A 21,321-nucleotide genomic window follows, 5' to 3' on the forward strand; every position below is an offset into this window, starting at 1 on the left:
AATCCGCCGCACCGACAGGACGGGTCAGGCGGACGCCGGGAAGCGCGTGTGCCCGGGTATGCCGTACGCGGCCGCTGCGGCCGGGCGCGCCTGGTCGTAGCGGTGCAGGAGCAGCCGGGCCAGTGCGGGGTGGGCGCCGAGCGGGGCGGCGGCGATCCACGGCGCGTGGGCGGCGGCGGCCGAGGCGAAGCGCCCGGGCGCGGTGAAGTAGGAGGCGACGGCGATCCGGCGGTGGCCCCGGGCGGCGAGCGCGCGCACGGCGGCGGGCACGGTGGGCGAGGCGGCGGAGGTGTAGGCGGGCACGACGGGCACGCCGCCGAGCCGTTCCCCGAGCAGCCGTGCGGTGTGCCGGGCGTCGGCCGCCGATTCCGGGTCGCGCGACCCGGCGGCGGCGAGGACGACGGCGTCCCCCCGGTCCGGGGCGTGCCAGCCGGCCTCGGTGAGCCGGTCGTGCAGCGCCTCCACCAGCAGCGGGTGCGGCCCGAGGGGCGCGGCGACCCGGGCCCGCAGGGCGGGGGCGGCGGCGACGGACGCGGGGATGTCGTGCTTGACGTGGTGCCCGCGCCCGAGGAGCAGCGGTACCAGGACGGCCTCGCCGGTGCCGAGGGCGTGCAGGGCGTCCGGCAGGAGCGGCGCGTTGAGCTCTATGTGGCCGAGGCGGACGTCGAGCCCGGGGCGCAGTTCGCGGACCCGGTCCAGGAGGGCGGCCACGGCGTGCGGGGTGCGGGGGTCCCGGCTGCCGTGGGCGACGGCGACCAGGGCGGGGGCGGTGGACGCCGGACGGTTCGCGGGGCCGGGCGGGGGGAGGTGCCGGATGCGGTGCATGGGGTCGATGGTGGCGGACGCACGTTGCCGGGGCGTTGCACGGCGGTCACGCAGGTTTTCCGGGGGCTCTCAGCCGCTCCCCCCGCGCCGCGAACAGGTGCTCGATGACCTGGGCCACCCCGTCCTCCTCGTTGGTCCGGGCGTGCGTCGGCACGGCGGCCAGCACCGCCGGGTGGGCGTTGGCCATGGCGTAGCCCGTACCCGCCCAGGCCAGGACGGTGAGGTCGTTGGGCATGTCGCCGAACGCGATGACGTCCGCCGCCTCGATGCCCCGCTCGGCGCAGAGCACCGAGAGCGCCCCGGCCTTGGTGACGCCGGGGGCGCTGATCTCCAGCAGTCCGTGCCCGCCGGAGTGGGTCAGCTGGACGGTGTCGCCGGCCCCTTGGCGGGCGGCGGCGAGCAGGGTGTCCGCGTCGAGCTGTTCCGTCCAGGCGAGGAGCTTGGTGACGGGGGCCTCGGTGAGCCAGAGCTCGGCGAGGGACGCGACGGGGAGTTCGGCGCCCTCGTCCTCGGACAGGCGCAGCCGGTAGGCCGGTTCGTAGTAGACCTGGTTGCCGGTCTCCAGGGCGAAGCCGACGCCGGGGACGGCGGCGGCGAGCGCGGTGGCGACCTGCTGGGCGACGGGCAGGGACAGCAGCTGCGAGGAGACGACGCTGCGGCTCGCCATGTCGTAGACGAGCGCGCCGTTGCTGCACACCGCCGTGCCCGTGAGGCCGGTGGCCTCGGCCAGCCGGTCCACGAAGCGGGGCGGCCGCGCGGTCACGATGACGATCTCCGCCCCGGCCTCCTCGGCGGTGCGCAGGGCGCGCAGGGTGCGCGGGGAGAGCGAGCCGTCACCGCGCAGGAGGGTGCCGTCGAGATCGGATGCGATCAACCGTGGAAGCGACATCGCCCGATGGTACGCGGACGGCCCGGGGCGGGCCGAGAACCCTTTCGGCCTCCGGTTCGTCCAGTAGGACAGGGGCCGCGTGGCCCGGGTGGCAGGTGCGGGCGAGTGAGGACGGGGCGCGTGAGGGTACGGATGCGGCGGACGCGGAAGGGTGAACGGGTGCGGGGCGCCCGGCTGCTGAGGGCCGTCCGCCGGCTGCGGCCCCGGCTGCCGAGGACCCGTCGGGCGCAGCGGCGGGCGGTGCAGGGGCTGATGGCCGCGTGTGTGCTGGCCCTCGCCCCCGCGGCCTGGCTGCACGTGGCGGCCGATGCCCGGATCAGGACCGTCGAGGACGTGCCCGCGCGGCAGGTCGCGGTGGTGTTCGGGGCGGGGCTGTGGAACGGGAAGCCGTCCCCGTACCTCGCGAACCGGCTGCGGACGGCCGCCGCGCTCTACCGGGACGGCAAGGTGAAGGTGGTCCTGGTGACCGGGGACAACAGCCGCGTGGAGTACGACGAGCCGGACGCGATGCGGGCGTTCCTGGTCCGGAAGGGCGTGCCGGACGACCGGATCGTCAGCGACTTCGCGGGCTTCGACACCTGGGACTCGTGCGTGCGGGCGAAGAAGGTCTTCGGCGTCGACCGGGCGGTGCTGGTGAGCCAGGGCTTCCACATCCGCCGGGCCATCGCGCTGTGCCGGGCGGCGGGGATCGACGCGTACGGGGTCGGGGTCGACGCCAAGCACGACGCCACCTGGTACTACGGCGGGACGCGGGAGGTGTTCGCGGCGGGGAAGGCGGCGCTGGACGCCCTGTTCGAGCCCGATCCGCACTTCCTGGGCCCCCGGGAACGGGGCGTGGACGACGCGCTGGCGGCGGCCTCCCGCTGACCGCCCCTCAGACCGAGGTGACCGGGGCCGTCTCGGCGGAGACCCAGCCCAGGTAGCGGGCGCTGCCCCGGAGAACCGGCAGGGCGATGATCTCCGGGGTGTCGTAGTCGTGCGCCTCCTGGAGGTGGGCCTCCAGCTCCTCGTACCGCTCGGCCGTCGTCTTGCAGAACAGCTGCCACTCCTCGGTGGCCTCGATGGCGCCCTGCCAGCGGTAGACGGAGGTGACGGGCGCGGAGATCTGCACGCACGCGGCGAGCCGCGCCTCGACCAATCCCCGCGCCAGCTCCCTGGCCTTCTCCTCGCTGTCCGTCGTGGTCAGTACGGTCAGCCATGCCGGTGTGGTCGTCACGTCGGCGTCTCCTCGCAGCGGTCGGCGGTTGCTCCACGATTGTGGGCCGCCACCTCCCGCCGCGCCATCAGCCGCCGTACGGGTGGGCCCTCTTCGCGTCCCGCAGCGCGCGGCCCCACCAGACGAGCTGGTCGAGCAGCGTCTTCACGGCGGCGTCCGGGCCGGCCGGGTCGCGGTGCCTGCCCTCGTCGTCGAACTGGGCGCCGGCGTTGTGGAAGGAGACGGTGTCGCGGATCGAGACGGAGTGCAGCTCGGCGAAGACCTGGCGCAGGTGCTCGACCGCGCGCAGTCCGCCGGAGACCCCGCCGTAGGAGACGAACGCGACGGGCTTGGCCTGCCACTCGTCGCGGTGCCAGTCGATGAGGTTCTTCAGGGGCGCCGGGTAGGAGTGGTTGTACTCGGGGGTGACGACGACGAAGGCGTCCGCCTCGGCCAGCCGGGCCGAGACCCCGGCCAGCACCTCCCTGGCCCCGGGCTCCGGGCGGTAGGAGAGGGCGGTGGGCAGATCGAGGGCGGCGACGTCGACCACGTCCGTCCCGATCGCGGGATGGGCGTCGGCGTGGGCGAGGAACCAGTCGGCGATGACCGGGGCGAACCGGCCCTCGCGGTTGCTGGCGAGGATGACGGCCACCTTCAGGGGGGTGGTCGCGGGCAGGGCGGTGGCGGTGGATTCCGCGGTGATGAGGTCCATGGCGAAGACGTTCGTACATCAACCATGGTTGAGGTCAAGCGCGGCCGGGAACGGGCCTCCCGCCGAGGGCCGGCGCCCGCATACCGTGGCCGCATGACGACTCCAGCAGCGGCGGCCCTCCCGTACGCAGAGTTCGACGGCCGGCCCGCCACCGAGGACGATCTGGGCCGGGCACTGTTCTTCAACTACGGTCATTTCACGGCGATGCAGGTACGCGAGGGCCGGGTGCGCGGCCTGGATCTGCACCTGGCCCGGCTGGACGCGGCCAACCGCGAGCTGTTCGGGCTGCCCCTGGCCGGCGACCTGGTGCGCCGGCTGATCCGGCACGCGCTGGCGGGCGCGGGCACGGCGGACGCCTCGGTGCGGGTGCACGCGTATCTGCCGCCGGGGAGCACGGCGACGACCGTGATGGTGACGGTGCGGGAACCGGGCGGAATGGCGCCCGGGCCGAAGAGCCTGATGTCCGTCCCGTTCGCCCGGACCGCCCCGCACCTCAAGCGGCCGGGCGAGTTCGGCCAGACCTACCACGCGAACCTGGCCCGTCGCGCCGGTTACGACGACGCGCTGCTGACCCTGCCCGACGGCTCGGTGACCGAGGGTGCGTTCACCAACATCGGCTTCTGGGACGGGGACGCGATCACCTGGCCGCAGGCCCCGGCCCTCTCCGGCGTGACCATGGGCGTCCTGGAACGCGAGCTTCCGGGCGCGGGCCTGACGTCGCTGCGCCGCGCGGTGACCCTGGACGGGCTCGGGGCGTTCCGGTCGGCGTTCCTCACCAACTCGCTGGGCATGGCCCCGGTCTCCCGGATCGACGGCACCGGGTTCACGGTCGACGCGGAGCTGATGAGGCGACTGGCGGCGGCGTACGAGGCGGCACCGGGCGAGGCGGTCTGAATCGGGGACGCCCGCGCGCTCCCGGCCGGGGTCCGCACCGGGCGGCCCCTGACGCAGTCCGCCCCCTCCGGACCCAGGGGGGAGGTCCGGAGGGGGCGTCGGCCGGGGGCGGCTGTGCGCACCGTCCCGTGGGGGGTTGTGATGCGTGTTCCCGTTCAGCAGCACCTCACGCATGTGATGTACGCCACACGGCCCGGCGGGTCCGTCACCCGAACGGCACCAGGACGCGACGGACCGTGCGCTCCGCCCACTCCCACCCCTGTGACCTGCGACGACACCTCCTGGCAAGGAGGGCGCGCCGGGCCGTACGGGTGAGAGCTGACTCGGTGTCAGCAGGCATGGGGGCCGGTCCGGCTGTTGGCTCGGAGCCAGGACACACCCGCCAGCGCCCTGCTCGGAGGAAACCCCCATGCGCCGTCCTGCCCGACTCGTGACCGGCACCGCCGCCGCGGCCCTGGCCGCCGCCGCGCTCGGCCTCAGCGCCGCCGCCCCGTCCGCGTACGGGGACGAGGCGGCGCCACTGAGGATCACCCCCGCCAGCGCCGCGCCGGGCGCCACGGTCACCGTGGACACCACCGCCTGCGGCGGCGACAGCGCGGCCACCGGCGACGCGAGCGCGCTGGACGCTCCGGAGTTCCCGCTGGCACCGGCCTCCCTCGAAGAGGCCCTGGCCGGCTCCTTCCGGGTGCCCGGTGGCGTGGCGCCCGGGTCGTACGGCATCGGCGTGGACTGCGCGAACGGCAAGAAGGCCACCGGTGAGATCGAGGTGAAGGCCGCGGGCGCCTCGCGCGACGAGGGCGCCGAGGACACCGCGGGCGCCTCCGACTCGCCCACGTACGACTTCTCCGACCTCGAAGGGCTGGGCGGCGACGAGGACACGGAGGGCCTGGACGGACTCGACGCCGAGGCCGCCGGCTCCGGCCTCGTCCCGGACGCCCCCGCCGAGGCCGGCCGCTCCACGCCCGCCGAGCGCCCCGCCCCCACCGGCCGCCCGACCGGGTCGTCCGACTGGGACGAGAGCGGGTCCGGGCGCGAGACGCCCTCCGGACACCGCACATCGGCCGCGCCCACCGCCCCCTCGGGGCACGTGAAGACCGGAGTCGGCGGCAGCGTCGGCCCGGACACCACCCAGATCGCGGCGGGAGCCGGCGTACTCGCCGCTGCCGCCGTCGGCGGAGCCTGGCTCCTGCGTCGCCGGGCGAGCGGCACGCGGGACGCCGGCTGACGGAGGCATCCACCCCTCCGTACCGCCCGGTGACCGTCCCGGTGGCCCCGCGCCACCGGGACGGGACCGTTTCCGTTCCCGCACCCCGGAGGACCACCGTGTCCCAGAAGGCCAAGGGCTGGCTGCTCGTCGTCGTGGCGCTGGCCGGTGTCTGGCTGATCCAGAACGGCGCGGGCACCCGGCTCACCCCGCCGGGCCCGGCCGCCGCCCAGGCGTTCGCCGCCGGGCCCGCCCTGCTGCCCGGCTCCCCCGTCGCCGAGCCGCTGCGCCCCTCCGCGCCCGTACGCATCCGGATTCCCGCCATCCGGGTGGACGCGCCGATGATGCGGCTCGGGCTCGGAGCGGACGGCAGCCTGGACGTGCCGACGGCCGGGAACACGGACATCGTCGGCTGGTACAAGGACGGCACGCCGCCGGGTGCCAAGGGCACCGCGATCGTCGCCGGCCACGTCGACAACGCGGAGGGCCCGTCGGTCTTCTACGACCTGGGCTCACTGAAGAAGGGCAGCACCGTCGAGGTGGACCGGCAGGACGGCCGCACCGCAGTCTTCGCGCTCGACGCGATCGAGGTGTACGAGAACGACGACTTCCCCGACCAGCGGGTGTACGGCGCCTCCGAGCACGCCTCGCTGCGCCTGATCACCTGCGGCGGCGGCTACTCCGAGGCGACCGGCTACCGGGGGAACGTGGTGGCGTACGCCCACCTCACGGACGTGCGCTGAGCCCCGCCGTACCACGCATCAGCTCTGCCACTGGTCGAAGCCGAGCTTCGCCACCAGCGAGAACACCACCACCAGCAGCACCCCGCGGACGAACTCGCTGCCCTTGCGCAGCGCCATCCGCGCGCCGAGCAGCCCGCCCGCCAGGTTGAACACCGCCATCAGCGCCGCCAGCTGCCACAGGACGTTGCCCTGGTGGGCGAACATCGCGAGCGCCCCGGCGTTGGTGCAGACGTTGACGATCTTCGCGGTCGCCGACGCGGTCACCAGGTCGAGGTGGAGCACGGCGGTCAGGGCGAGCACCAGGAAGGTGCCCGTACCGGGTCCGAACAGCCCGTCGTACAGGCCGATGCCGCCGCCCACCAGGACGATCGCGGTGATCCTGCGGGCCCGGGTGACCTGCGGCGGGACGCCCTCCCCGGCGGAGCGGCCGAACTGGGGCCGCAGCATCACGAACGCGGCGACCGCCAGCAGCACCACCATGATCACCGGCCGCAGCACCTCGCTGCTGATCCCCGCGGCGAAGAAGGCGCCGGTCATCGACCCGGCCAGGGCCGCGAGCCCGATCCGGACCGCCGTGCCCACCTTCACCGGAGCCTTGCGCGCGTAGGTGACGGCGGCGCCCGAGGTGCCGACGATGGCGACCGCCTTGTTGGTGCCGAGGATCTGCGCGGCCGGCAGGTGCGGCAGGCCGAGCAGCAGGGCGGGCAGCAGGAGCAGTCCGCCGCCGCCGACCACCGCGTCGACCCAGCCCGCCGCGGCGGCGGCGAGGCACAGCACGACCAGGGTGGTCAGAGTGATGTCCGGCATGAGCACGACCCTATGGAGGGGATGCGTGCACCGTCCAACCGTTCCGGGGCGGCACCGGGAAAGTTGAGCCAACTCTGAGGTTTCCGCAGGACAGCACCCCTTTTCCGGCGTCCGCCGGCCCCCTCACAGCCCATTTCGGCGCGTGCTGAGCGCAAGGTTCCTCCCGGGAAACAGCGGGGAACCGGCCGGGTAACACCGCCCGGACACGCTTTTGGTCATGAGCACACAGGCCCGGCGCCTGTGGCCCTGCCGAATCTGCTCACCGACGACGGAGGCCCCGAGATGCCGGTGTCCACTCCCCCGACCGCCCCCACCTCCGGCCCCGCCGCCGTGCCGACGCTCGTGGTCGTCGGGCACGGGATGGTCGGCCAGCGCTTCCTGGAGGCCCTGGCCGAGCGCGGTCTGACCGGCGCCGCGGGAACCGCCCGGGTCGTCGTCCTGTGCGAGGAGCCCCGCGCCGCCTACGACCGGGTCCAGCTGACCTCGTACTTCGCGGGGAGGACCCCGGACGAGCTGTCGCTGGTCGAGGACGGCTTCATGGAGCGGCACGGCTTCGAACTGCGGCTCGGCGACCCGGCGGTGGCCGTGGACCGCACGGCCCGCACGGTCACCGCGCGGTCCGGCGAGGTCTTCGCCTACGACACGCTGGTGCTTGCGACGGGGTCCTATCCGTTCGTGCCGCCGGTCCCCGGCAAGGACAGCACCGGCTGCTTCGTCTACCGGACGATCGAGGACCTGCTCGCCATCGAGGAGTACGCGAAGAACGCCACGACCGGCGCGGTGGTCGGCGGCGGCCTGCTCGGCCTGGAGGCGGCCGGCGCGCTGAAGGGCCTCGGCCTGGACACGCACGTGGTGGAGTTCGCGCCCCGGCTGATGCCCGTCCAGGTGGACGAGGGCGGGGGCGCGGCGCTGCTGCGCACCATCGAGGACATGGGCCTGACCGTGCACACGGGGGTCGGTACGCAGGAGGTGACCGCGGGCGAGGACGGCGCGGTGACCGGGATGGCGCTCTCCGACGGCTCCGCGCTGGCCACGGACCTGGTGGTGTTCTCGGCCGGGGTGCGCCCGCGCGACCAGCTGGCCCGGGACTGCGGGCTCGCGGTCGGGGAGCGCGGCGGGATCGTCGTGGACGAGGAGTGCCGGACCTCCGACCCGGCGGTCTTCGCGATCGGCGAGTGCGCGCTCGCCTCGGACGGCCGGGTGTACGGGCTGGTGGCGCCGGGTTACGAGATGGCGCTGACGGCCGCCGAGGTGATCGCCGGGAAGACGGCCACGTTCACCGGCGCCGACCTGTCGACCAAGCTGAAGCTGCTCGGCGTGGACGTGGCCTCGTTCGGCGACGCGCACGGCACCGCCGAGGGCTGCCTGGACGTGGTCTATTCGGACGCCCGCTCCGGCGTCTACAAGAAGCTGGTGATGGCGGCGGACGGCACCCTGCTGGGCGGGGTCCTGGTGGGCGACGCCGACCAGTACGGCACGCTGCGCCCGATGACCGGGAGCGTGCTGCCGGTCGCCCCCGAGCAGCTGGTGCTCCCGGCGGGGGCGGGCGGCCCGGTGGCGCTCGGCCCGTCCGCGCTGCCCGACGAGGCGGTCATCTGCTCCTGCCACAACGTCACCAAGGGCGCGATCTGCGAGCACACCACGCTCCCCGAGGTGAAGAAGTGCACCAAGGCGGGCACCGGCTGCGGCAGCTGCGTCAAGGTGATCGGCCAACTGCTCCCGCAGAGCGCGGACGCGGGCCTGTGCGGCTGCTTCGCGTACACCCGCAGCGAGCTGTACGAGATCGTCCGCACCCTGCGCATCACCTCGTACGCGGACCTCCTCGACTCCCACGGGCGGGAGGCGGCACGGGGCGGCGACGGCTGCGAGGTCTGCAAGCCGGCGATCGGCTCGGTCATCGCCTCGCTCGCCCCGACGGTCGGCGCCAGCGGCTATGTCCTGGACGGCGAGCAGGCGGCCCTGCAGGACACCAACGACCACTTCCTGGCCAACCTCCAGCGCAACGGCTCGTACTCGATCGTGCCGCGCATACCCGGCGGCGAGATCACCCCGGACAAGCTGATCGTGATCGGCGAGGTGGCCCGCGACTTCGGGCTCTACACCAAGATCACCGGCGGTCAGCGCATCGACCTCTTCGGCGCCCGCGTCGACCAGCTGCCGCTGATCTGGACCCGGCTCGTCGACGCGGGCTTCGAGTCGGGGCACGCGTACGGGAAGTCGCTGCGCACGGTCAAGTCCTGTGTGGGGCAGACCTGGTGCCGCTACGGCGTGCAGGACTCCGTGAAGATGGCCATCGACCTGGAGCTGCGCTACCGGGGGCTGCGCTCCCCGCACAAGCTGAAGTCGGCGGTCTCGGGGTGTGCCCGGGAGTGCGCGGAGGCCCGGGGCAAGGACTTCGGGATCATCGCCACGGCCGGCGGCTGGAACCTCTACGTGGGCGGCAACGGCGGCGCCACCCCGCGCCACGCCGACCTGCTCGCCCAGGACCTGTCCGACGCCGAACTGGTCCGGCTGATCGACCGCTTCCTGATGTTCTACATCCGCACCGCGGACCGGCTGGAGCGCACCTCGGCCTGGCTGGAGCGCATCGAGGGCGGCCTGGAGCACGTCCGGGACGTCGTGGTGCACGACAAGCTCGGGCTCTGCGAGGAGCTGGAGCGGATGATGGCCGACCATGTGCGCGGCTACCGCGACGAGTGGGCCGAGACCATCAACGACCCCGAGCGGCTGCGCCGGTTCGTCACCTTCGTCAACGCGCCCGACGCGCCCGATCCGTCGGTGAAGTTCGTCCCGGAACGCGACCAGGTCAAGCCGGACCTGGACATCCTCGCGGGCCCGGTTCTCGCCATCCGCACTCTTGAAGGGACCGCCTCCTGATGACCACGCAGACGCTGGAGACCGCGCAGGACACCCGGACCGTCCGGCTCGCCGCCGGGGACGGCTGGCTCACGGTGTGCGACCGCTCGCTGCTGACCCCCGGCCGCGGGGTCGCCGCCCTCCTCCCGGACGGCCGGCAGGTCGCGCTCTTCCTGGACCGGGCGGGCCGGACGTACGCCATCGACAACCGCGACCCGTTCACCGGGGCCTATGTCCTCTCGCGCGGCCTGGTCGGCTCGGACGGCGGGCAGCCCTTCGTCGCCTCGCCCCTGCTCAAGCAGCGGTTCGACCTGGCGACGGGGGCCTGCCTGGACGACGACGAGGTCTCCGTACCGGTCTTCGAGGTGCGCGCGGACTGAGCGCTTCCGCTCGTACCGGGACAGCCGGAAGTACCCCCGAACGGGTGCTTCCGGTCGTCCGTGTTCCCAGTCGTACGCTTGATCCATGACCCAGGGCTGGAGCGCGCGCGACATACCCGACCAGAGCGGCCGCACCGCCGTGGTCACGGGGGCCAACAGCGGGATCGGGCTCGTCACCGCCCGCGAACTGGCCCGCTGCGGGGCCAGGGTGCTGCTCGCCTGCCGCGACGAGCGGCGCGGCGAGGAGGCGGCGGCCCGCATCCGCTACGCGGTGCGCGGCGCGGACGTGGAGTTCGCCCCGCTCGATCTGGCCGACCTGTCCTCCGTGCGCGCGTTCGCCAAGGACCTCCGGGCGGACCGGCTCGACCTGCTGGTCAACAACGCGGGCGTGATGGCCCTGCCGTACGGGCGCACCGCCGACGGCTTCGAGACCCAGTTCGGCGTCAACCACCTCGGGCACTTCGCGCTCACCGGGCTGCTGCTCCCGAGGCTGCTGGCCACCGGGGGCGCCCGGGTCGTCAGCGTCTCCAGCGGGCTGCACGCCCTGGGCAACATCGACATCGGCGACCTCAACAGCGAACGGCACTACCGCCGCTGGACCGCCTACGGCCGCTCGAAGACCGCGAACCTGCTCTTCGTCCACGAGCTGGCCCGGCGGCTCGCGGCGGCCGGCAGCGGACTGGTCGCCGCGGCCGCCCACCCCGGCTACGCCTCGACGAACCTCCAGACGGCGGCGGCCCGGATGGAGGACCGCAGGACGGCGGAGCGGGTCGTGGGCCTCGCCAACCGCGTCGTCGCCCAGCCCGCGTCGGCCGGGGCCCTGCCCACGCTGTACGCGGCCACCGCGCCGGGCGTGCGCCCCGACTCGTTCACCGGCCCCCGGGTGCTGGGGTGGCGCGGCGCGCCCGGCCCGTCCTGGCGGGCGGGCTGGACGCGCGACGACGTGGCGGGCGAGCGCCTGTGGGTGGCCTCGGAGCAGCTGACCGGGGTGACGTACCCGGGGCTGTAGCTCAGCCCTCGATGGCGGACGGGTCCATCCAGACGACCTCCCACATGTGGTGGTCCGGGTCCTGGAAGGAGCGGCCGTACATGAAGCCGAGGTCCTGCGGCTCGTTGGCGGGCGATCCGCCGTTGGCGAGGGCCGCGTCGGTCAGCTCGTCCACCCGCTCGCGGCTGTCGGCGCTGAGCGCGAGGATCACCTCGGTGGACGTCGAAGCGTCGGCGATGTCCTTCTTGGTGAAGTCCTTGAAGCGCTCCTCCTGGAGGAGCATCGCGAAGATCGTGTCGCTGATGACGAGGCAGGCGGTGCGCTCGTCGCTGAACTGCGGGTTGAAGGAGTAGCCCAGCTTCGTGAAGAAGTTCTTCGACGTCTCCAGGTCCTTGACCGGCAGGTTCACGAAGATCATCTGGGGCATGGCCGTCTCGCTCTCTCGGTGCTCTGGTTCCGTGTGCGTCTTCTGACAGGTAGACGCCGGGGCCGCCCGGAACTCATCGGTGCGGGCCGCAGATCCTTTCCGCGCGGACCGGCTCAGGAAACCGCGACCGGCGCCCCGCCCCTCAGCAGCGAGCCGCCCAGCGGGGTCAGGGTGTGCTGGACGGAGCTGCCGTGCCGCAGGGTGTGGACGAGCCCCGCCTCGCGCAGGACGCAGGCGTGCTGGCTGGCCGAGGCGAGGGACACCCCGGCGCGCCGGGCCAGTTCGCTGGTGGTGCAGCCGTCGCCGATGGCCCGCAGGACCGTGGAGCGGGTCTGCCCGAGCAGCCGGCCGAGCGAGGGGCCCGGGTCGGCGAAGGCGGGCGCGGCCCGATGGGCGACCGGGTAGACCAGGACCGGCGGGAGCAGGGGGTCGCGCAGCACGACGGGGGTGCCCCGGCAGAAGTAGGACGGCTGGAGGAGCAGTCCCCGCCCGTCCAGGTGGAGGTCGCGGTCGACGGGGTAGTCCGCCTCCAGGACGGGCGCCCGCCACCGGATGACCGGGGGCAGCGAGGCGAGCAGTTCGTCGGTGCCGCCGTCCAGGAGGGCGCGGCCGCGGATCGCCCGGTCGGCCTCGACGGCGGAGCGGATGTGCGGCCAGTACGGTTCGACGGCGGCGCGGTGGTAGTCCCGTAAGGCGGCGACCAGCCGGGCCAGGGGCTCGGCGCCGCCCTCGCGCAGGGGGTCCAGGCGGGCGGCCCGGCGCGCGCCGGGGTCCCCGAGGAGGGCGATCTCGGCGCGCAGGCGCGCGGGCGGAGTGGCGCGCACGGCTTCCATTCCGGCGTCGAGTCCGAGCGGTTCGGCGCTTTCCTGAGAAGGCGTCAGGAAGTCGGGAAAATATCCGCGCTGCGGGACCACCGCGGACAGCAGGCGTACTTCACCGCTCAACCGTGGGCGGGTTTCGGTGCGCCATTTCCCGAAGACGGCGGAAGCCCTCCGGTCCCTCAGCCGGTGAAAGCTGAGAATGGTCTCCCACAGCGCGTCCGGCCCGGAGGCCATCCGCACCCTGGAAAGGTCCCATCCGGAGACATGGATACGCAGCACCGAACTCCCACCCCTTGCACCTGCAATTCCCCCCTCGCAAGAGTATGCGAATCGTAACAGCACGTCACCACGGGGTTTCGGCCAGAGGTGAAACGCCTCGCCGGGACCGGCCGCCGGACGAAAAGCTGTACGGCGTCGGGTGCGATTCCGGAGCCACCGGAAGAGCGAGTGAAGGCCGTGGGGGGTTTTGCTCGTTCGGCGGCGGTTGGCAAAGGTGCGGCTCCGCACTCGATGGGGGTAAGCCGGGTGCGGCCCGTGGATGGGGATCCACGGGCCGCACCCCGGTCCGTTCAACTCAATTTCTTTGCGCATTAAACGAAGCAATGGACGCCGGTCATCGTATTTACCGGGTCATGACAACGCTGCCGCTCGGCCCGTACGGCAAGACGGCGGCACCCCCGCACAGGGTGCCGCCGTCCCCGGAATTCCGCTTCCACCGCCGGTTCGGGTGAGGGTGGGGTCACCGGCGGCGGAGGCGGAATCGGTCGGTGTGGCGCGTCAGCGGCTGTCGCTCGCCCGCGCCCCGGCCGCCGCCCGGCCCGCCTCCAGGCGCGCCACCGGAATGCGGAACGGCGAGCAGGAGACGTAGTCGAGACCGGCCTCGTGGAAGAAGTGCACCGACTCGGGGTCGCCGCCGTGCTCCCCGCAGATGCCCAGCTTCAGGTCCGGGCGGGTGGCCCGGCCCGCCGCGACGGCGCTCCTGACCAGCGAGCCGACGCCGTCCTTGTCGATCGTCTCGAACGGCGACACCCCGAAGATGCCCTTCTCCAGGTAGGCGGTGAAGAAGGACGCCTCCACGTCGTCGCGGGAGAAGCCCCACACCGTCTGGGTCAGGTCGTTGGTGCCGAAGGAGAAGAACTCCGCCGCCTCCGCGATCTGCCCGGCGGTCAGCGCGGCGCGCGGCAGCTCGATCATGGTGCCGATCTTCAGCCCGAGGTCGGTGCCGGTGGCGGCCTGGACCTCGGCGATGACCAGGTCCGCCTCCTCGCGGACGATCTCCAGCTCCTGGACCGTGCCGACGAGCGGGATCATGATCTCGGCGCGGGGGTCACCCTTGGCGTTCTTGCGGGCGGCCGCCGCCTCGGCGATGGCCCGCACCTGCATGGCGAACAGGCCGGGGATGACCAGTCCGAGGCGCACCCCGCGCAGCCCCAGCATCGGGTTCTGCTCGTGCAGCTTGTGCACGGCCTGGAGGAGCCTGAGGTCGTTCTCGTTGGCGTCCTTGCGGGCCTCGGCGAGGGCCACGCGCACCGAGAGCTCCGTGATGTCCGGCAGGAACTCGTGCAGCGGCGGGTCGAGGAGCCGGACGGTGACCGGCAGCCCGTCCATCGCCTCGAACAGCTCGACGAAGTCCGCCTTCTGGAGCGGGAGCAGCTGCTCCAGGGCGGTCTCGCGCTCCTGGTCGGTGTCGGCCAGGATCAGCTTCTCGACCATCTCGCGGCGCTCGCCGAGGAACATGTGCTCGGTGCGGCAGAGGCCGATGCCCTGGGCGCCGAAGCGGCGGGCGCGCAGGGCGTCCTCCGCGCTGTCCGCGTTGGCCCGCACCCGCAGCCGGCGCACCCGGTCCGCGTACGCCATGATCCGGTGCACGGCGGCGACCAGCTCGTCGGCGTCGTCGGCGCCCGCGTGCATCCGGCCCTCGAAGTACTCGACCACCGGGGACGGCACGACGGGGACCTCACCGAGGTACACCTTGCCGGTGGAGCCGTCGACGGAGACGATGTCGCCCTCCTCCACGACGATGTCCCCGACCGTCAGGCGCCGGCGCTTGGTGTCGACCTCGATCTCCTCCGCGCCGCAGACACAGGTCTTGCCCATGCCCCGGGCGACGACGGCGGCGTGCGAGGTCTTCCCGCCGCGCGAGGTGAGGATGCCCTCGGCGGCGATCATGCCGTCCAGGTCGTCCGGGTTGGTCTCGCGGCGGATCAGGATGACCTTCTCGCCGGACCGGGACCACTTGACGGCAGTGTACGAGTCGAAGACCGCCTTGCCGACCGCCGCACCGGGCGAGGCGGCGATGCCCCGGCCGAGCCGCCGGGTCTTCGCGGTGTCGTCGAAGCGCGGGAACATCAGCTGGGCGAGCTGGGCGCCGTTGACCCGCTGCAGGGCCTCGGCCTCGTCGATGAGCCCCTGGTCCACGAGCTGGGTCGCGATGCGGAAGGCGGCACCGGCGGTGCGCTTGCCGACCCGGGTCTGGAGCATCCACAGGTGGCCGCGCTCGATGGTGAACTCGATGTCGCAGAGGTCCTTGTAGTGGGTCTCCAGCGTCTCCATGATCTTCAGCAGCTGGTCGTACGACTGCTTGTCGATCGTCTCCAGCTCGGCGAGCGGCACGGTGTTGCGGATGCCCGCGACGACGTCCTCGCCCTGCGCGTTCTGGAGGTAGTCGCCGTAGACGCCCTGGTGGCCGCTGGCCGGGTCACGGGTGAAGGCGACGCCCGTGCCGGAGTCGGGGCCGAGGTTGCCGAAGACCATCGAGCAGACGTTGACGGCGGTGCCGAGGTCGCCGGGGATGCGCTCCTGGCGGCGGTAGAGCTTGGCCCGGTCGGTGTTCCACGAGTCGAAGACCGCCTTTATGGCCAGGTCCATCTGCTCGCGCGCGTCCTGCGGGAAGTCGCGGCCCGCGTCGCGGGCGACGATCTTCTTGAACTCCTTGACCAGCTTCTTCAGGTCGCCCGCGTCCAGATCCACGTCGACCTTGACGCCCTTGGCCTCCTTCGCGGCCTCCAGCGCCTCCTCGAAGAGTTCGCCGTCCACCCCGAGGACCGTCTTGCCGAACATCTGGATCAGCCGGCGGTAGGAGTCCCACGCGAACCGCTCGTCCCCGGCCTGGGCGGCGAGGCCCACCACGGAGGCGTCGGAGAGGCCGATGTTGAGGACGGTGTCCATCATCCCGGGCATCGAGAACTTGGCGCCGGAGCGCACGGAGACCAGCAGCGGGTCGTCGGCCTGGCCGAGCTTCTTGCCCATCCGCGCCTCCAGCGCGTCGAGGTGCGCACTCACCTCGTCGCGGAGGGCGGCCGGCTCCTCACCGCTGTCCAGGTAGACCTTGCACGCCTCGGTGGTGATGGTGAAGCCGGGCGGGACGGGGAGCCCGAGGTTGGTCATCTCGGCGAGGTTGGCCCCCTTCCCGCCGAGGAGGTCCTTCAGATCCTTGTTGCCTTCGGTGAAGTCGTAGACGAACTTCTGCACATCTTTGTTTTCCGACACGGTCTCGACTCCTCGAAGACGCGGTGGCTGCCCTGACGGCGAGGAACATACCCAGATCGAAGGTGCCTGGGTACGTCCGCTTGCGCGTCGTACGGCCGTAACCACCCGTCCGCCAGCAGATCGAAAGTCGGCTGTCCGAAAGGCATTCGGAATGGCGCGTTCAGGAGTCGTACGCAGGATGACGCAGCGCGCACCGGAACCCCTGCTTCGGTGGCTGAAAGTGATCGAAGCGTCGATCGGTCAAAGTACGGCCGAGTGGCACCCAGTGCCACCCTTTGAGAAGTGCAGCCCCGAATTTCACGCTCATCTGAGCGCGCAGCGTCTCAAGGTGGCGAGAATCACTCGATAGAGGGGCCGCTCGGATGAGCGAAAAACACGTGTGGGGGGCACTGAGTGCCCCCCACACGTCGGTCGCTTCTCAGCCCCCGGAGGTGTCCAGCTCCGCGTCGGCGCTGACGCCCGCGCAGTTGTACGGGTCCTTCAGCCAGCCGTCCGGGAGAGCCACCCGGTTGTTGCCGGAGGTGCGGCCGCGCGGGCCGTCGGCGCCGTCCGGCCAGGGCTGGTCGAGGTCCAGCTCCTGGAGCTGGGAGCCCAGCTCCTCCAGCGAGGAGGTGATCGCCAGCTTCTTCCGCATCTCGGAGCCGACCGCGAAGCCCTTGAGGTACCAGGCGACGTGCTTGCGGAAGTCGATCACTCCCCGCGCCTCGTCGCCGATCCACTCCCCCAGCAGGGTCGCGTGGCGCAGCATCACGTCGGCGACGGTGCGCAGCGTCGGCGCCTGCCGGGTCCCGGTGCCCTCGAACGCGCTGACCAGGTCGCCGAAGAGCCAGGGGCGGCCGAGGCAGCCGCGTCCCACGACCACGCCGTCGCAGCCGGTCTCGCGCATCATGCGCAGGGCGTCGTCCGCGCACCAGATGTCGCCGTTGCCGAGCACCGGGATCTCCGGGACGTGCTCCTTGAGCCGGGCGATGGCGTCCCAGTCGGCCGTGCCGCCGTAGTGCTGGGCGGTGGTCCTGCCGTGCAGCGCGACCGCCGTGACGCCCTCCTCGACGGCGATCCGGCCGGCGTCGAGGTAGGTGAGGTGGTCGTCGTCGATGCCCTTGCGCATCTTGATCGTGACGGGCAGGTCCCCGGCCCGGGAGACCGCCTCGTGCAGGATCGCGCGCAGCAGCGGCCGCTTGTACGGGAGGGCCGAGCCGCCGCCCTTGCGGGTGACCTTGGGGACGGGGCAGCCGAAGTTGAGGTCGATGTGGTCGGCGAGGTTCTCGTCGACGATCATGCTGACCGCCTTGCCGACCGTGTCCGGGTCCACTCCGTACAGCTGGATCGAGCGCGGGGTCTCGGACGCGTCGAAGTGGATGAGCTGCATGGTCTTCTCGTTGCGCTCGACCAGGGCCCTCGTCGTGATCATCTCGCTGACGAACAGGCCCTTGCCGCCCGAGAACTCCCGGCACAGCGTGCGGAAGGGGGCGTTGGTGATACCGGCCATGGGGGCGAGGACCACCGGCGGCTGCACGGTGTGCGGGCCGATGCGGAGCAGCGGGGGCGAGGGGGCGAGCGTGGTCATGGCCCCATTGTCCCGTACGCCGATGACTGCTCCCCGGGGCGTCGCGCCCCGCCGGGCCCGGGGAAAGCGGCGGCGTTGTCGGACCCGCCCCGTAGCGTGGGGTTTCCGGCGCGAAGCCGGTGGACCAAGGAGACGAAGCTCATGACGACGACCTCTTCCCCCTTAGCCCTCGGCTCCCCCAGCCGTCGCGGACTGCTCGCGCTCGGTGCCGCGGGCGCGCTGCTCGTCGGCGCGGCGGGGACCGCCCGCGCGGCGACCGGATCCGCGACGGCCCGGCTGCGCGAGCTGGAGCGGACGCACGGGGCCCGCGTCGGCGCCTTCGCGTACAACGTGGCCACCGGGGTCGCGGTGCGGCACCGGGCGGACGAGCGCTTCCCGATGCTGTCCACCTTCAAGACGCTCGCCGCGGCGGCCGTCCTGCGGGACCTGGACCGGGACGGCGAGGTGCTGGAGAAGGTGATCCACTACACGAAGGCGGACTGCGTGTCCGATTCGCCGGTCACCGACACCCCGGAGCACCTCGCGAGCGGGCTGAGCGTCGCCCGCCTCTGCGACGCCGCGATCGGCGACAGCGACAACACCGCGGCCAACCTGCTGCTGCGCGAGCTGGGCGGCCCGGCCGCCGTCACCCGCTTCGCGCGCTCCCTGGGCGACCGTGTGACCCGGCTGGACCGCTGGGAGCCCGAGCTGAACAGCGCCGAGCCGGGCCGGGTCACCGACACCACGACCCCGTCCGCGCTCGCCCGCGACTACGCCCGGCTCGTCCTGGGGGACGTGCTGGAGCGCCGGGACCGCGCACTGCTGACCCACTGGCTGCTGAACTGCCGGACGAGCGGTACGCGGTTCCGGGCCGGGCTGCCGCCGGAGTGGACGGTGGCCGACAAGACGGGCGGCGGCTCGTACGGCTCGTGCAACGACGTGGGCGTCGCGTGGACGCCGGAGGGCGTGCCGGTGGTCCTGGCGGTGCTGACGACGAAGCCGGCGGGCGCCTCCGACGCGGCGGGCGACCACCCGCTGGTGCGGGACGCGGCGGAGGCCCTGGCGGCGACAGTCGTTAGTTAGTCGTACTATCGATGAATGCCTGAGCTCAGCCACCGGCGGCGGATGCTGGTGCTGGCGATCTGCTGCATGAGCCTGCTGATCGTCAGCCTCGACACCACCGCCCTGAACGTCGCCCTGCCCGCCATGCGCCGGGAGCTGGACGCCAGCGTCGCGGGGATGCAGTGGACGATCGACGCGTACACGCTCGTCCTCGCCTCCCTGCTGATGCTCGCCGGTTCCACCGCCGACCGGATCGGCCGGCGGAAGGTCTTCATGGCCGGCCTGGTCCTCTTCACCCTGGGATCGGCGCTCTGCTCGCTGGCGCCGAACCTGGAGGCGCTCATCGCCTTCCGGATGGTGCAGGCCGTGGGCGGCTCGATGCTCAATCCGGTCGCGATGTCGATCATCACCAACACCTTCACCGACCCCCGCGAGCGCGCCCGTGCGATCGGGGTCTGGGGCGGGGTCGTCGGCATCTCGATGGCGGCGGGGCCGGTGGTCGGCGGCGGCCTGGTCGACTCGGTCGGCTGGCGGTCGATCTTCTGGGTCAACCTCCCGGTGGGCCTCGCCGCCCTGCTGCTGACCTGGCGTTACGTCCCCGAGTCGCGCGCCCACCGGGCCCGCCGCCCGGACCCGCTGGGCCAGCTCCTGGTGATCACGCTGCTCGGCTCGCTGACGTACGCGATCATCGAGGCCCCGCAGAAGGGGTGGACCTCCGGAGAGATCCTGCTCTTCGCGGGGCTCGCGGCGGCGGCCCTCGTGGGCCTGCTGGTGTACGAGCCCCGGCGGGCCGATCCGCTGATCGATCTGCGGTTCTTCCGCAGCGTGCCGTTCAGCGGCGCCACGATCATCGCGGTCAGCGCCTTCGCCGCGCTCGGCGGCTTCCTCTTCCTCAACACGCTCTACCTCCAGGACGTCCGGGGCCTGAGCGCACTGGACGCCGGGCTCTACACGCTGCCGATGGCGGCCGTGGTGTGCCTGCTCTCCCCGCTGTCCGGGCGGCTCGTGGCCAGTCGCGGTCCGCGCGTCCCGCTGCTGATCGCGGGCGGCGCGATGGCGCTGAGCGGGCTGATGCTGGCGGCGTTCGACGCGGAGACCGGGACGGTCTCGATGTTCGCCGCGTACGTGCTGTTCGGCCTGGGCTTCGGCTCGGTGAACGCGCCCATCACCAATACCGCGGTCTCCGGCATGCCCCGTTCCCAGGCGGGCGTGGCGGCCGCCGTCGCCTCCACCAGCCGGCAGATCGGGCAGACCCTCGGGGTGGCCGTGATCGGCGCGGTCCTGGCGGCGGGCATGGCGGACCCGGGCGGCGCGGACGGCTTCGTGGCGGCGAGCCGGCCCGGCTGGTGGATCGTCACCGGCTGCGGGCTCGCCGTCCTGCTGATCGGCGCCCTGAGCAGCGGGCGCCGGGCCCGTTCCACCGCCCGCCGGACGGCGGAACGGCTGGCGGAGCCGGTGGCGGCACCAGCGGCCGGGGACCCGGCCGCTCAGTCCTCGGCGGCGCGCACCAGTTCCTGAAGGCGCGCCAGCCGCTCGTACGTCTCGTCGTCCCGGGGCGGGTAGCTGACCAGGCGCGGCCCGGCCGAGGGGCCGAGCCAGAGGTCGGTGGCCTCCACGCGGAGCAGGCCCACCCAGGCGTTACGGAAGACCTTGGACCGGCTGCCCGCCCCGACGACTTCGTGCCGGGCCCAGTTCTCGCGGAACTCCTCCGAGGCCGCCTCCAGGCGCCCCAGCAGCTCCTTCCAGGCGGGCTCGGCGAGGTGTTCCGCCATCGCCGCGCGGAACTTGGCGGTGATGTAGCGGGTGACCTCGGCGGTGTCCATGACCGAGGCCCGCCACTGCTCGTTGGTGTGGGCGAGCAGCATGACGTTGCGGTCCTCGGGGGCCACCTCCTCCAGGTCGCAGAGCAGCCGCCCGTACGTGCGGTTGTGGGCGAGGATGTCGTACCGGCTGTTCTGCACGCAGGCGGGGATCGGCTCCAGCTGCCGCAGCATGGTCCGCAGCGCCTGGGTGAGGTGCGGGCAGTCCGCGCCGGGGGCCGGGTCGATGGCCGCGGCGAGCGAGAAGAGGTGACTGCGCTCGCTGCGGTCCAGGAGCAGGGCGCGGGCGAGGGCGTCGAGGACCTGGGGCGAGACCTGGATGTCCCGGGCCTGTTCGAGCCAGGTGTACCAGGTGACGCCGACGGCGGAGAGCTGGGCGACCTCCTCGCGGCGCAGCCCCGGGGTGCGCCGGCGGCGGCCCCGGACGAGACCGACCTGCTCGGGGGTGATCCGTTCGCGGCGGCTGCGCAGGAAGTTCGCCAGCTCGTGCCGCCGGATGTCGGGCTCGCTCGCGCCGGGGGCGGCCGGCTGCGTCAGGGGCGTCGCCATCGTCGTCATTCCTCCAGGGTGCGGGCCCGGTACGGGCTCCGGGCGGCTGGTGCCTGGTGGTCCTTGTACCAGGATAAGGACACTCTGGTACCAGGCTGCGGGCGGAGCGATCGT

General features: G+C 73.0%; 19 protein-coding genes. 9 read left to right on the forward strand and 10 right to left on the reverse strand.

What is annotated here, in order from left to right; translation table 11 throughout:
* Nucleotides 1-24 precede the first annotated feature (24 nt).
* Both AB0L33_RS11115 and AB0L33_RS11120 read right to left on the reverse strand, forming a co-directional pair.
* Nucleotides 25-825 (reverse strand): sirohydrochlorin chelatase, encoded by an 801-nt coding sequence (locus tag AB0L33_RS11115; protein ID WP_365679905.1) that lies wholly within the window; start codon nucleotides 823-825, stop codon nucleotides 25-27.
* A gap of 46 nt (nucleotides 826-871) precedes the next feature.
* Complete coding sequence (locus AB0L33_RS11120; protein WP_365680135.1) at nucleotides 872-1,699, reverse strand: Cof-type HAD-IIB family hydrolase; 828 nt, start codon at nucleotides 1,697-1,699, stop codon at nucleotides 872-874.
* 147 nt (nucleotides 1,700-1,846) lie between these two features.
* Here AB0L33_RS11120 and AB0L33_RS11125 point away from each other — a divergent pair, with 147 nt between their 5' ends.
* Complete coding sequence (locus tag AB0L33_RS11125; RefSeq protein ID WP_365680137.1) at nucleotides 1,847-2,581, forward strand: ElyC/SanA/YdcF family protein; 735 nt, start codon at nucleotides 1,847-1,849, stop codon at nucleotides 2,579-2,581.
* A 7-nt stretch (nucleotides 2,582-2,588) separates the two neighbouring features.
* Here AB0L33_RS11125 and cutA read toward each other — a convergent pair whose 3' ends face one another.
* Both cutA and AB0L33_RS11135 read right to left on the reverse strand, forming a co-directional pair.
* Nucleotides 2,589-2,930, reverse strand: coding sequence for a divalent-cation tolerance protein CutA (gene cutA, locus AB0L33_RS11130; protein WP_365679907.1), 342 nt, complete (start codon nucleotides 2,928-2,930; stop codon nucleotides 2,589-2,591).
* 67 nt (nucleotides 2,931-2,997) lie between these two features.
* Entirely contained in the window at nucleotides 2,998-3,621 is a 624-nt protein-coding gene (locus tag AB0L33_RS11135; RefSeq protein WP_365679908.1) for an NAD(P)H-dependent oxidoreductase, read from the reverse strand.
* A gap of 93 nt (nucleotides 3,622-3,714) precedes the next feature.
* Between AB0L33_RS11135 and AB0L33_RS11140 the strand changes: the two genes are divergently transcribed.
* From AB0L33_RS11140 to AB0L33_RS11150, 3 genes are all read left to right on the forward strand, one after another.
* A complete protein-coding gene (locus tag AB0L33_RS11140) occupies nucleotides 3,715-4,515 on the forward strand; it encodes an aminotransferase class IV family protein (RefSeq protein WP_365679911.1) in 801 nt (266 codons plus the stop codon).
* A gap of 409 nt (nucleotides 4,516-4,924) precedes the next feature.
* Entirely contained in the window at nucleotides 4,925-5,740 is an 816-nt protein-coding gene (locus AB0L33_RS11145; RefSeq protein WP_365679913.1) for a hypothetical protein, read from the forward strand.
* A gap of 98 nt (nucleotides 5,741-5,838) precedes the next feature.
* Nucleotides 5,839-6,462, forward strand: a complete 624-nt coding sequence (locus tag AB0L33_RS11150) for a class F sortase (protein WP_365679915.1) — start codon at nucleotides 5,839-5,841, stop codon at nucleotides 6,460-6,462.
* Between the two features lie 18 nt (nucleotides 6,463-6,480).
* Here the strand turns inward: AB0L33_RS11150 and AB0L33_RS11155 are convergent, their stop codons facing one another.
* Nucleotides 6,481-7,269: a TSUP family transporter gene (locus AB0L33_RS11155; RefSeq protein ID WP_365679917.1), complete on the reverse strand. Its 789-nt coding sequence runs from the start codon at nucleotides 7,267-7,269 to the stop codon at nucleotides 6,481-6,483.
* Between the two features lie 282 nt (nucleotides 7,270-7,551).
* Here AB0L33_RS11155 and nirB point away from each other — a divergent pair, with 282 nt between their 5' ends.
* The 3 genes from nirB (at nucleotide 7,552) to AB0L33_RS11170 (ending at nucleotide 11,514) form a co-directional block, all read left to right on the forward strand.
* Complete coding sequence (gene nirB / locus AB0L33_RS11160) at nucleotides 7,552-10,146, forward strand: nitrite reductase large subunit NirB (RefSeq protein ID WP_365680139.1); 2,595 nt, start codon at nucleotides 7,552-7,554, stop codon at nucleotides 10,144-10,146.
* The gene (nirD, locus tag AB0L33_RS11165; protein WP_018103288.1) at nucleotides 10,146-10,505 is read left to right on the forward strand and encodes a nitrite reductase small subunit NirD; all 360 of its coding nucleotides are present in this window, start codon (nucleotides 10,146-10,148) and stop codon (nucleotides 10,503-10,505) included. Before nirB ends, nirD begins: the two co-directional genes overlap by 1 nt.
* An 85-nt stretch (nucleotides 10,506-10,590) precedes the next feature.
* Entirely contained in the window at nucleotides 10,591-11,514 is a 924-nt protein-coding gene (locus AB0L33_RS11170) for an oxidoreductase (protein WP_365679919.1), read from the forward strand.
* 1 nt (nucleotide 11,515) lies between these two features.
* On the opposite strand, the gene AB0L33_RS11175 is transcribed toward AB0L33_RS11170, so the two are convergent.
* The 4 genes from AB0L33_RS11175 to dusB form a co-directional block, all read right to left on the reverse strand.
* Nucleotides 11,516-11,920, reverse strand: a complete 405-nt coding sequence (locus tag AB0L33_RS11175; RefSeq protein ID WP_365679921.1) for a VOC family protein — start codon at nucleotides 11,918-11,920, stop codon at nucleotides 11,516-11,518.
* A gap of 113 nt (nucleotides 11,921-12,033) precedes the next feature.
* The gene (locus AB0L33_RS11180; protein ID WP_365679923.1) at nucleotides 12,034-13,020 is read right to left on the reverse strand and encodes a helix-turn-helix domain-containing protein; all 987 of its coding nucleotides are present in this window, start codon (nucleotides 13,018-13,020) and stop codon (nucleotides 12,034-12,036) included.
* Nucleotides 13,021-13,518: 498 nt separating this feature from the next.
* Complete coding sequence (gene ppdK / locus AB0L33_RS11185) at nucleotides 13,519-16,230, reverse strand: pyruvate, phosphate dikinase (RefSeq protein ID WP_365679925.1); 2,712 nt, start codon at nucleotides 16,228-16,230, stop codon at nucleotides 13,519-13,521.
* A gap of 418 nt (nucleotides 16,231-16,648) precedes the next feature.
* On the reverse strand, nucleotides 16,649-17,797 hold the full coding sequence (dusB, locus tag AB0L33_RS11190) for a tRNA dihydrouridine synthase DusB (RefSeq protein WP_365679927.1): 1,149 nt from the start codon (nucleotides 17,795-17,797) through the stop codon (nucleotides 16,649-16,651).
* Nucleotides 17,798-17,938: 141 nt separating this feature from the next.
* On the opposite strand from dusB, the gene bla reads away from it, so the two are divergent.
* Both bla and AB0L33_RS11200 read left to right on the forward strand, forming a co-directional pair.
* On the forward strand, nucleotides 17,939-18,859 hold the full coding sequence (gene bla, locus AB0L33_RS11195) for a class A beta-lactamase (RefSeq protein ID WP_365679929.1): 921 nt from the start codon (nucleotides 17,939-17,941) through the stop codon (nucleotides 18,857-18,859).
* A gap of 15 nt (nucleotides 18,860-18,874) precedes the next feature.
* Complete coding sequence (locus AB0L33_RS11200) at nucleotides 18,875-20,356, forward strand: MFS transporter (protein ID WP_365679931.1); 1,482 nt, start codon at nucleotides 18,875-18,877, stop codon at nucleotides 20,354-20,356.
* Here the strand turns inward: AB0L33_RS11200 and AB0L33_RS11205 are convergent.
* A complete protein-coding gene (locus AB0L33_RS11205; RefSeq protein WP_365679933.1) occupies nucleotides 20,326-21,216 on the reverse strand; it encodes a helix-turn-helix domain-containing protein in 891 nt (296 codons plus the stop codon). The two genes, AB0L33_RS11200 and AB0L33_RS11205, sit on opposite strands and share 31 nt — an antisense overlap.
* Between the last annotated feature and the right edge of the window lie 105 nt (nucleotides 21,217-21,321).

It is taken from the genome of Streptomyces sp. NPDC052299, from assembly GCF_040679335.1.
Lineage (GTDB): Bacteria > Actinomycetota > Actinomycetes > Streptomycetales > Streptomycetaceae > Streptomyces.

Coding starts and splice junctions, on each gene's coding strand:
- AB0L33_RS11205 (WP_365679933.1), bottom strand. CDS start 21,216: ATGACGACGATGGCGACGCCCCTGACGCAGCCGGCCGCCCCCGGCGCG.
- AB0L33_RS11200 (WP_365679931.1), top strand. CDS start 18,875: ATGCCTGAGCTCAGCCACCGGCGGCGGATGCTGGTGCTGGCGATCTGC.
- AB0L33_RS11115 (WP_365679905.1), bottom strand. CDS start 825: ATGCACCGCATCCGGCACCTCCCCCCGCCCGGCCCCGCGAACCGTCCG.
- AB0L33_RS11125 (WP_365680137.1), top strand. CDS start 1,847: ATGCGGCGGACGCGGAAGGGTGAACGGGTGCGGGGCGCCCGGCTGCTG.
- dusB (WP_365679927.1), bottom strand. CDS start 17,797: ATGACCACGCTCGCCCCCTCGCCCCCGCTGCTCCGCATCGGCCCGCAC.
- AB0L33_RS11155 (WP_365679917.1), bottom strand. CDS start 7,269: ATGCCGGACATCACTCTGACCACCCTGGTCGTGCTGTGCCTCGCCGCC.
- AB0L33_RS11140 (WP_365679911.1), top strand. CDS start 3,715: ATGACGACTCCAGCAGCGGCGGCCCTCCCGTACGCAGAGTTCGACGGC.
- AB0L33_RS11170 (WP_365679919.1), top strand. CDS start 10,591: ATGACCCAGGGCTGGAGCGCGCGCGACATACCCGACCAGAGCGGCCGC.
- nirB (WP_365680139.1), top strand. CDS start 7,552: ATGCCGGTGTCCACTCCCCCGACCGCCCCCACCTCCGGCCCCGCCGCC.
- AB0L33_RS11135 (WP_365679908.1), bottom strand. CDS start 3,621: ATGGACCTCATCACCGCGGAATCCACCGCCACCGCCCTGCCCGCGACC.
- bla (WP_365679929.1), top strand. CDS start 17,939: ATGACGACGACCTCTTCCCCCTTAGCCCTCGGCTCCCCCAGCCGTCGC.
- AB0L33_RS11175 (WP_365679921.1), bottom strand. CDS start 11,920: ATGCCCCAGATGATCTTCGTGAACCTGCCGGTCAAGGACCTGGAGACG.
- nirD (WP_018103288.1), top strand. CDS start 10,146: ATGACCACGCAGACGCTGGAGACCGCGCAGGACACCCGGACCGTCCGG.
- AB0L33_RS11145 (WP_365679913.1), top strand. CDS start 4,925: ATGCGCCGTCCTGCCCGACTCGTGACCGGCACCGCCGCCGCGGCCCTG.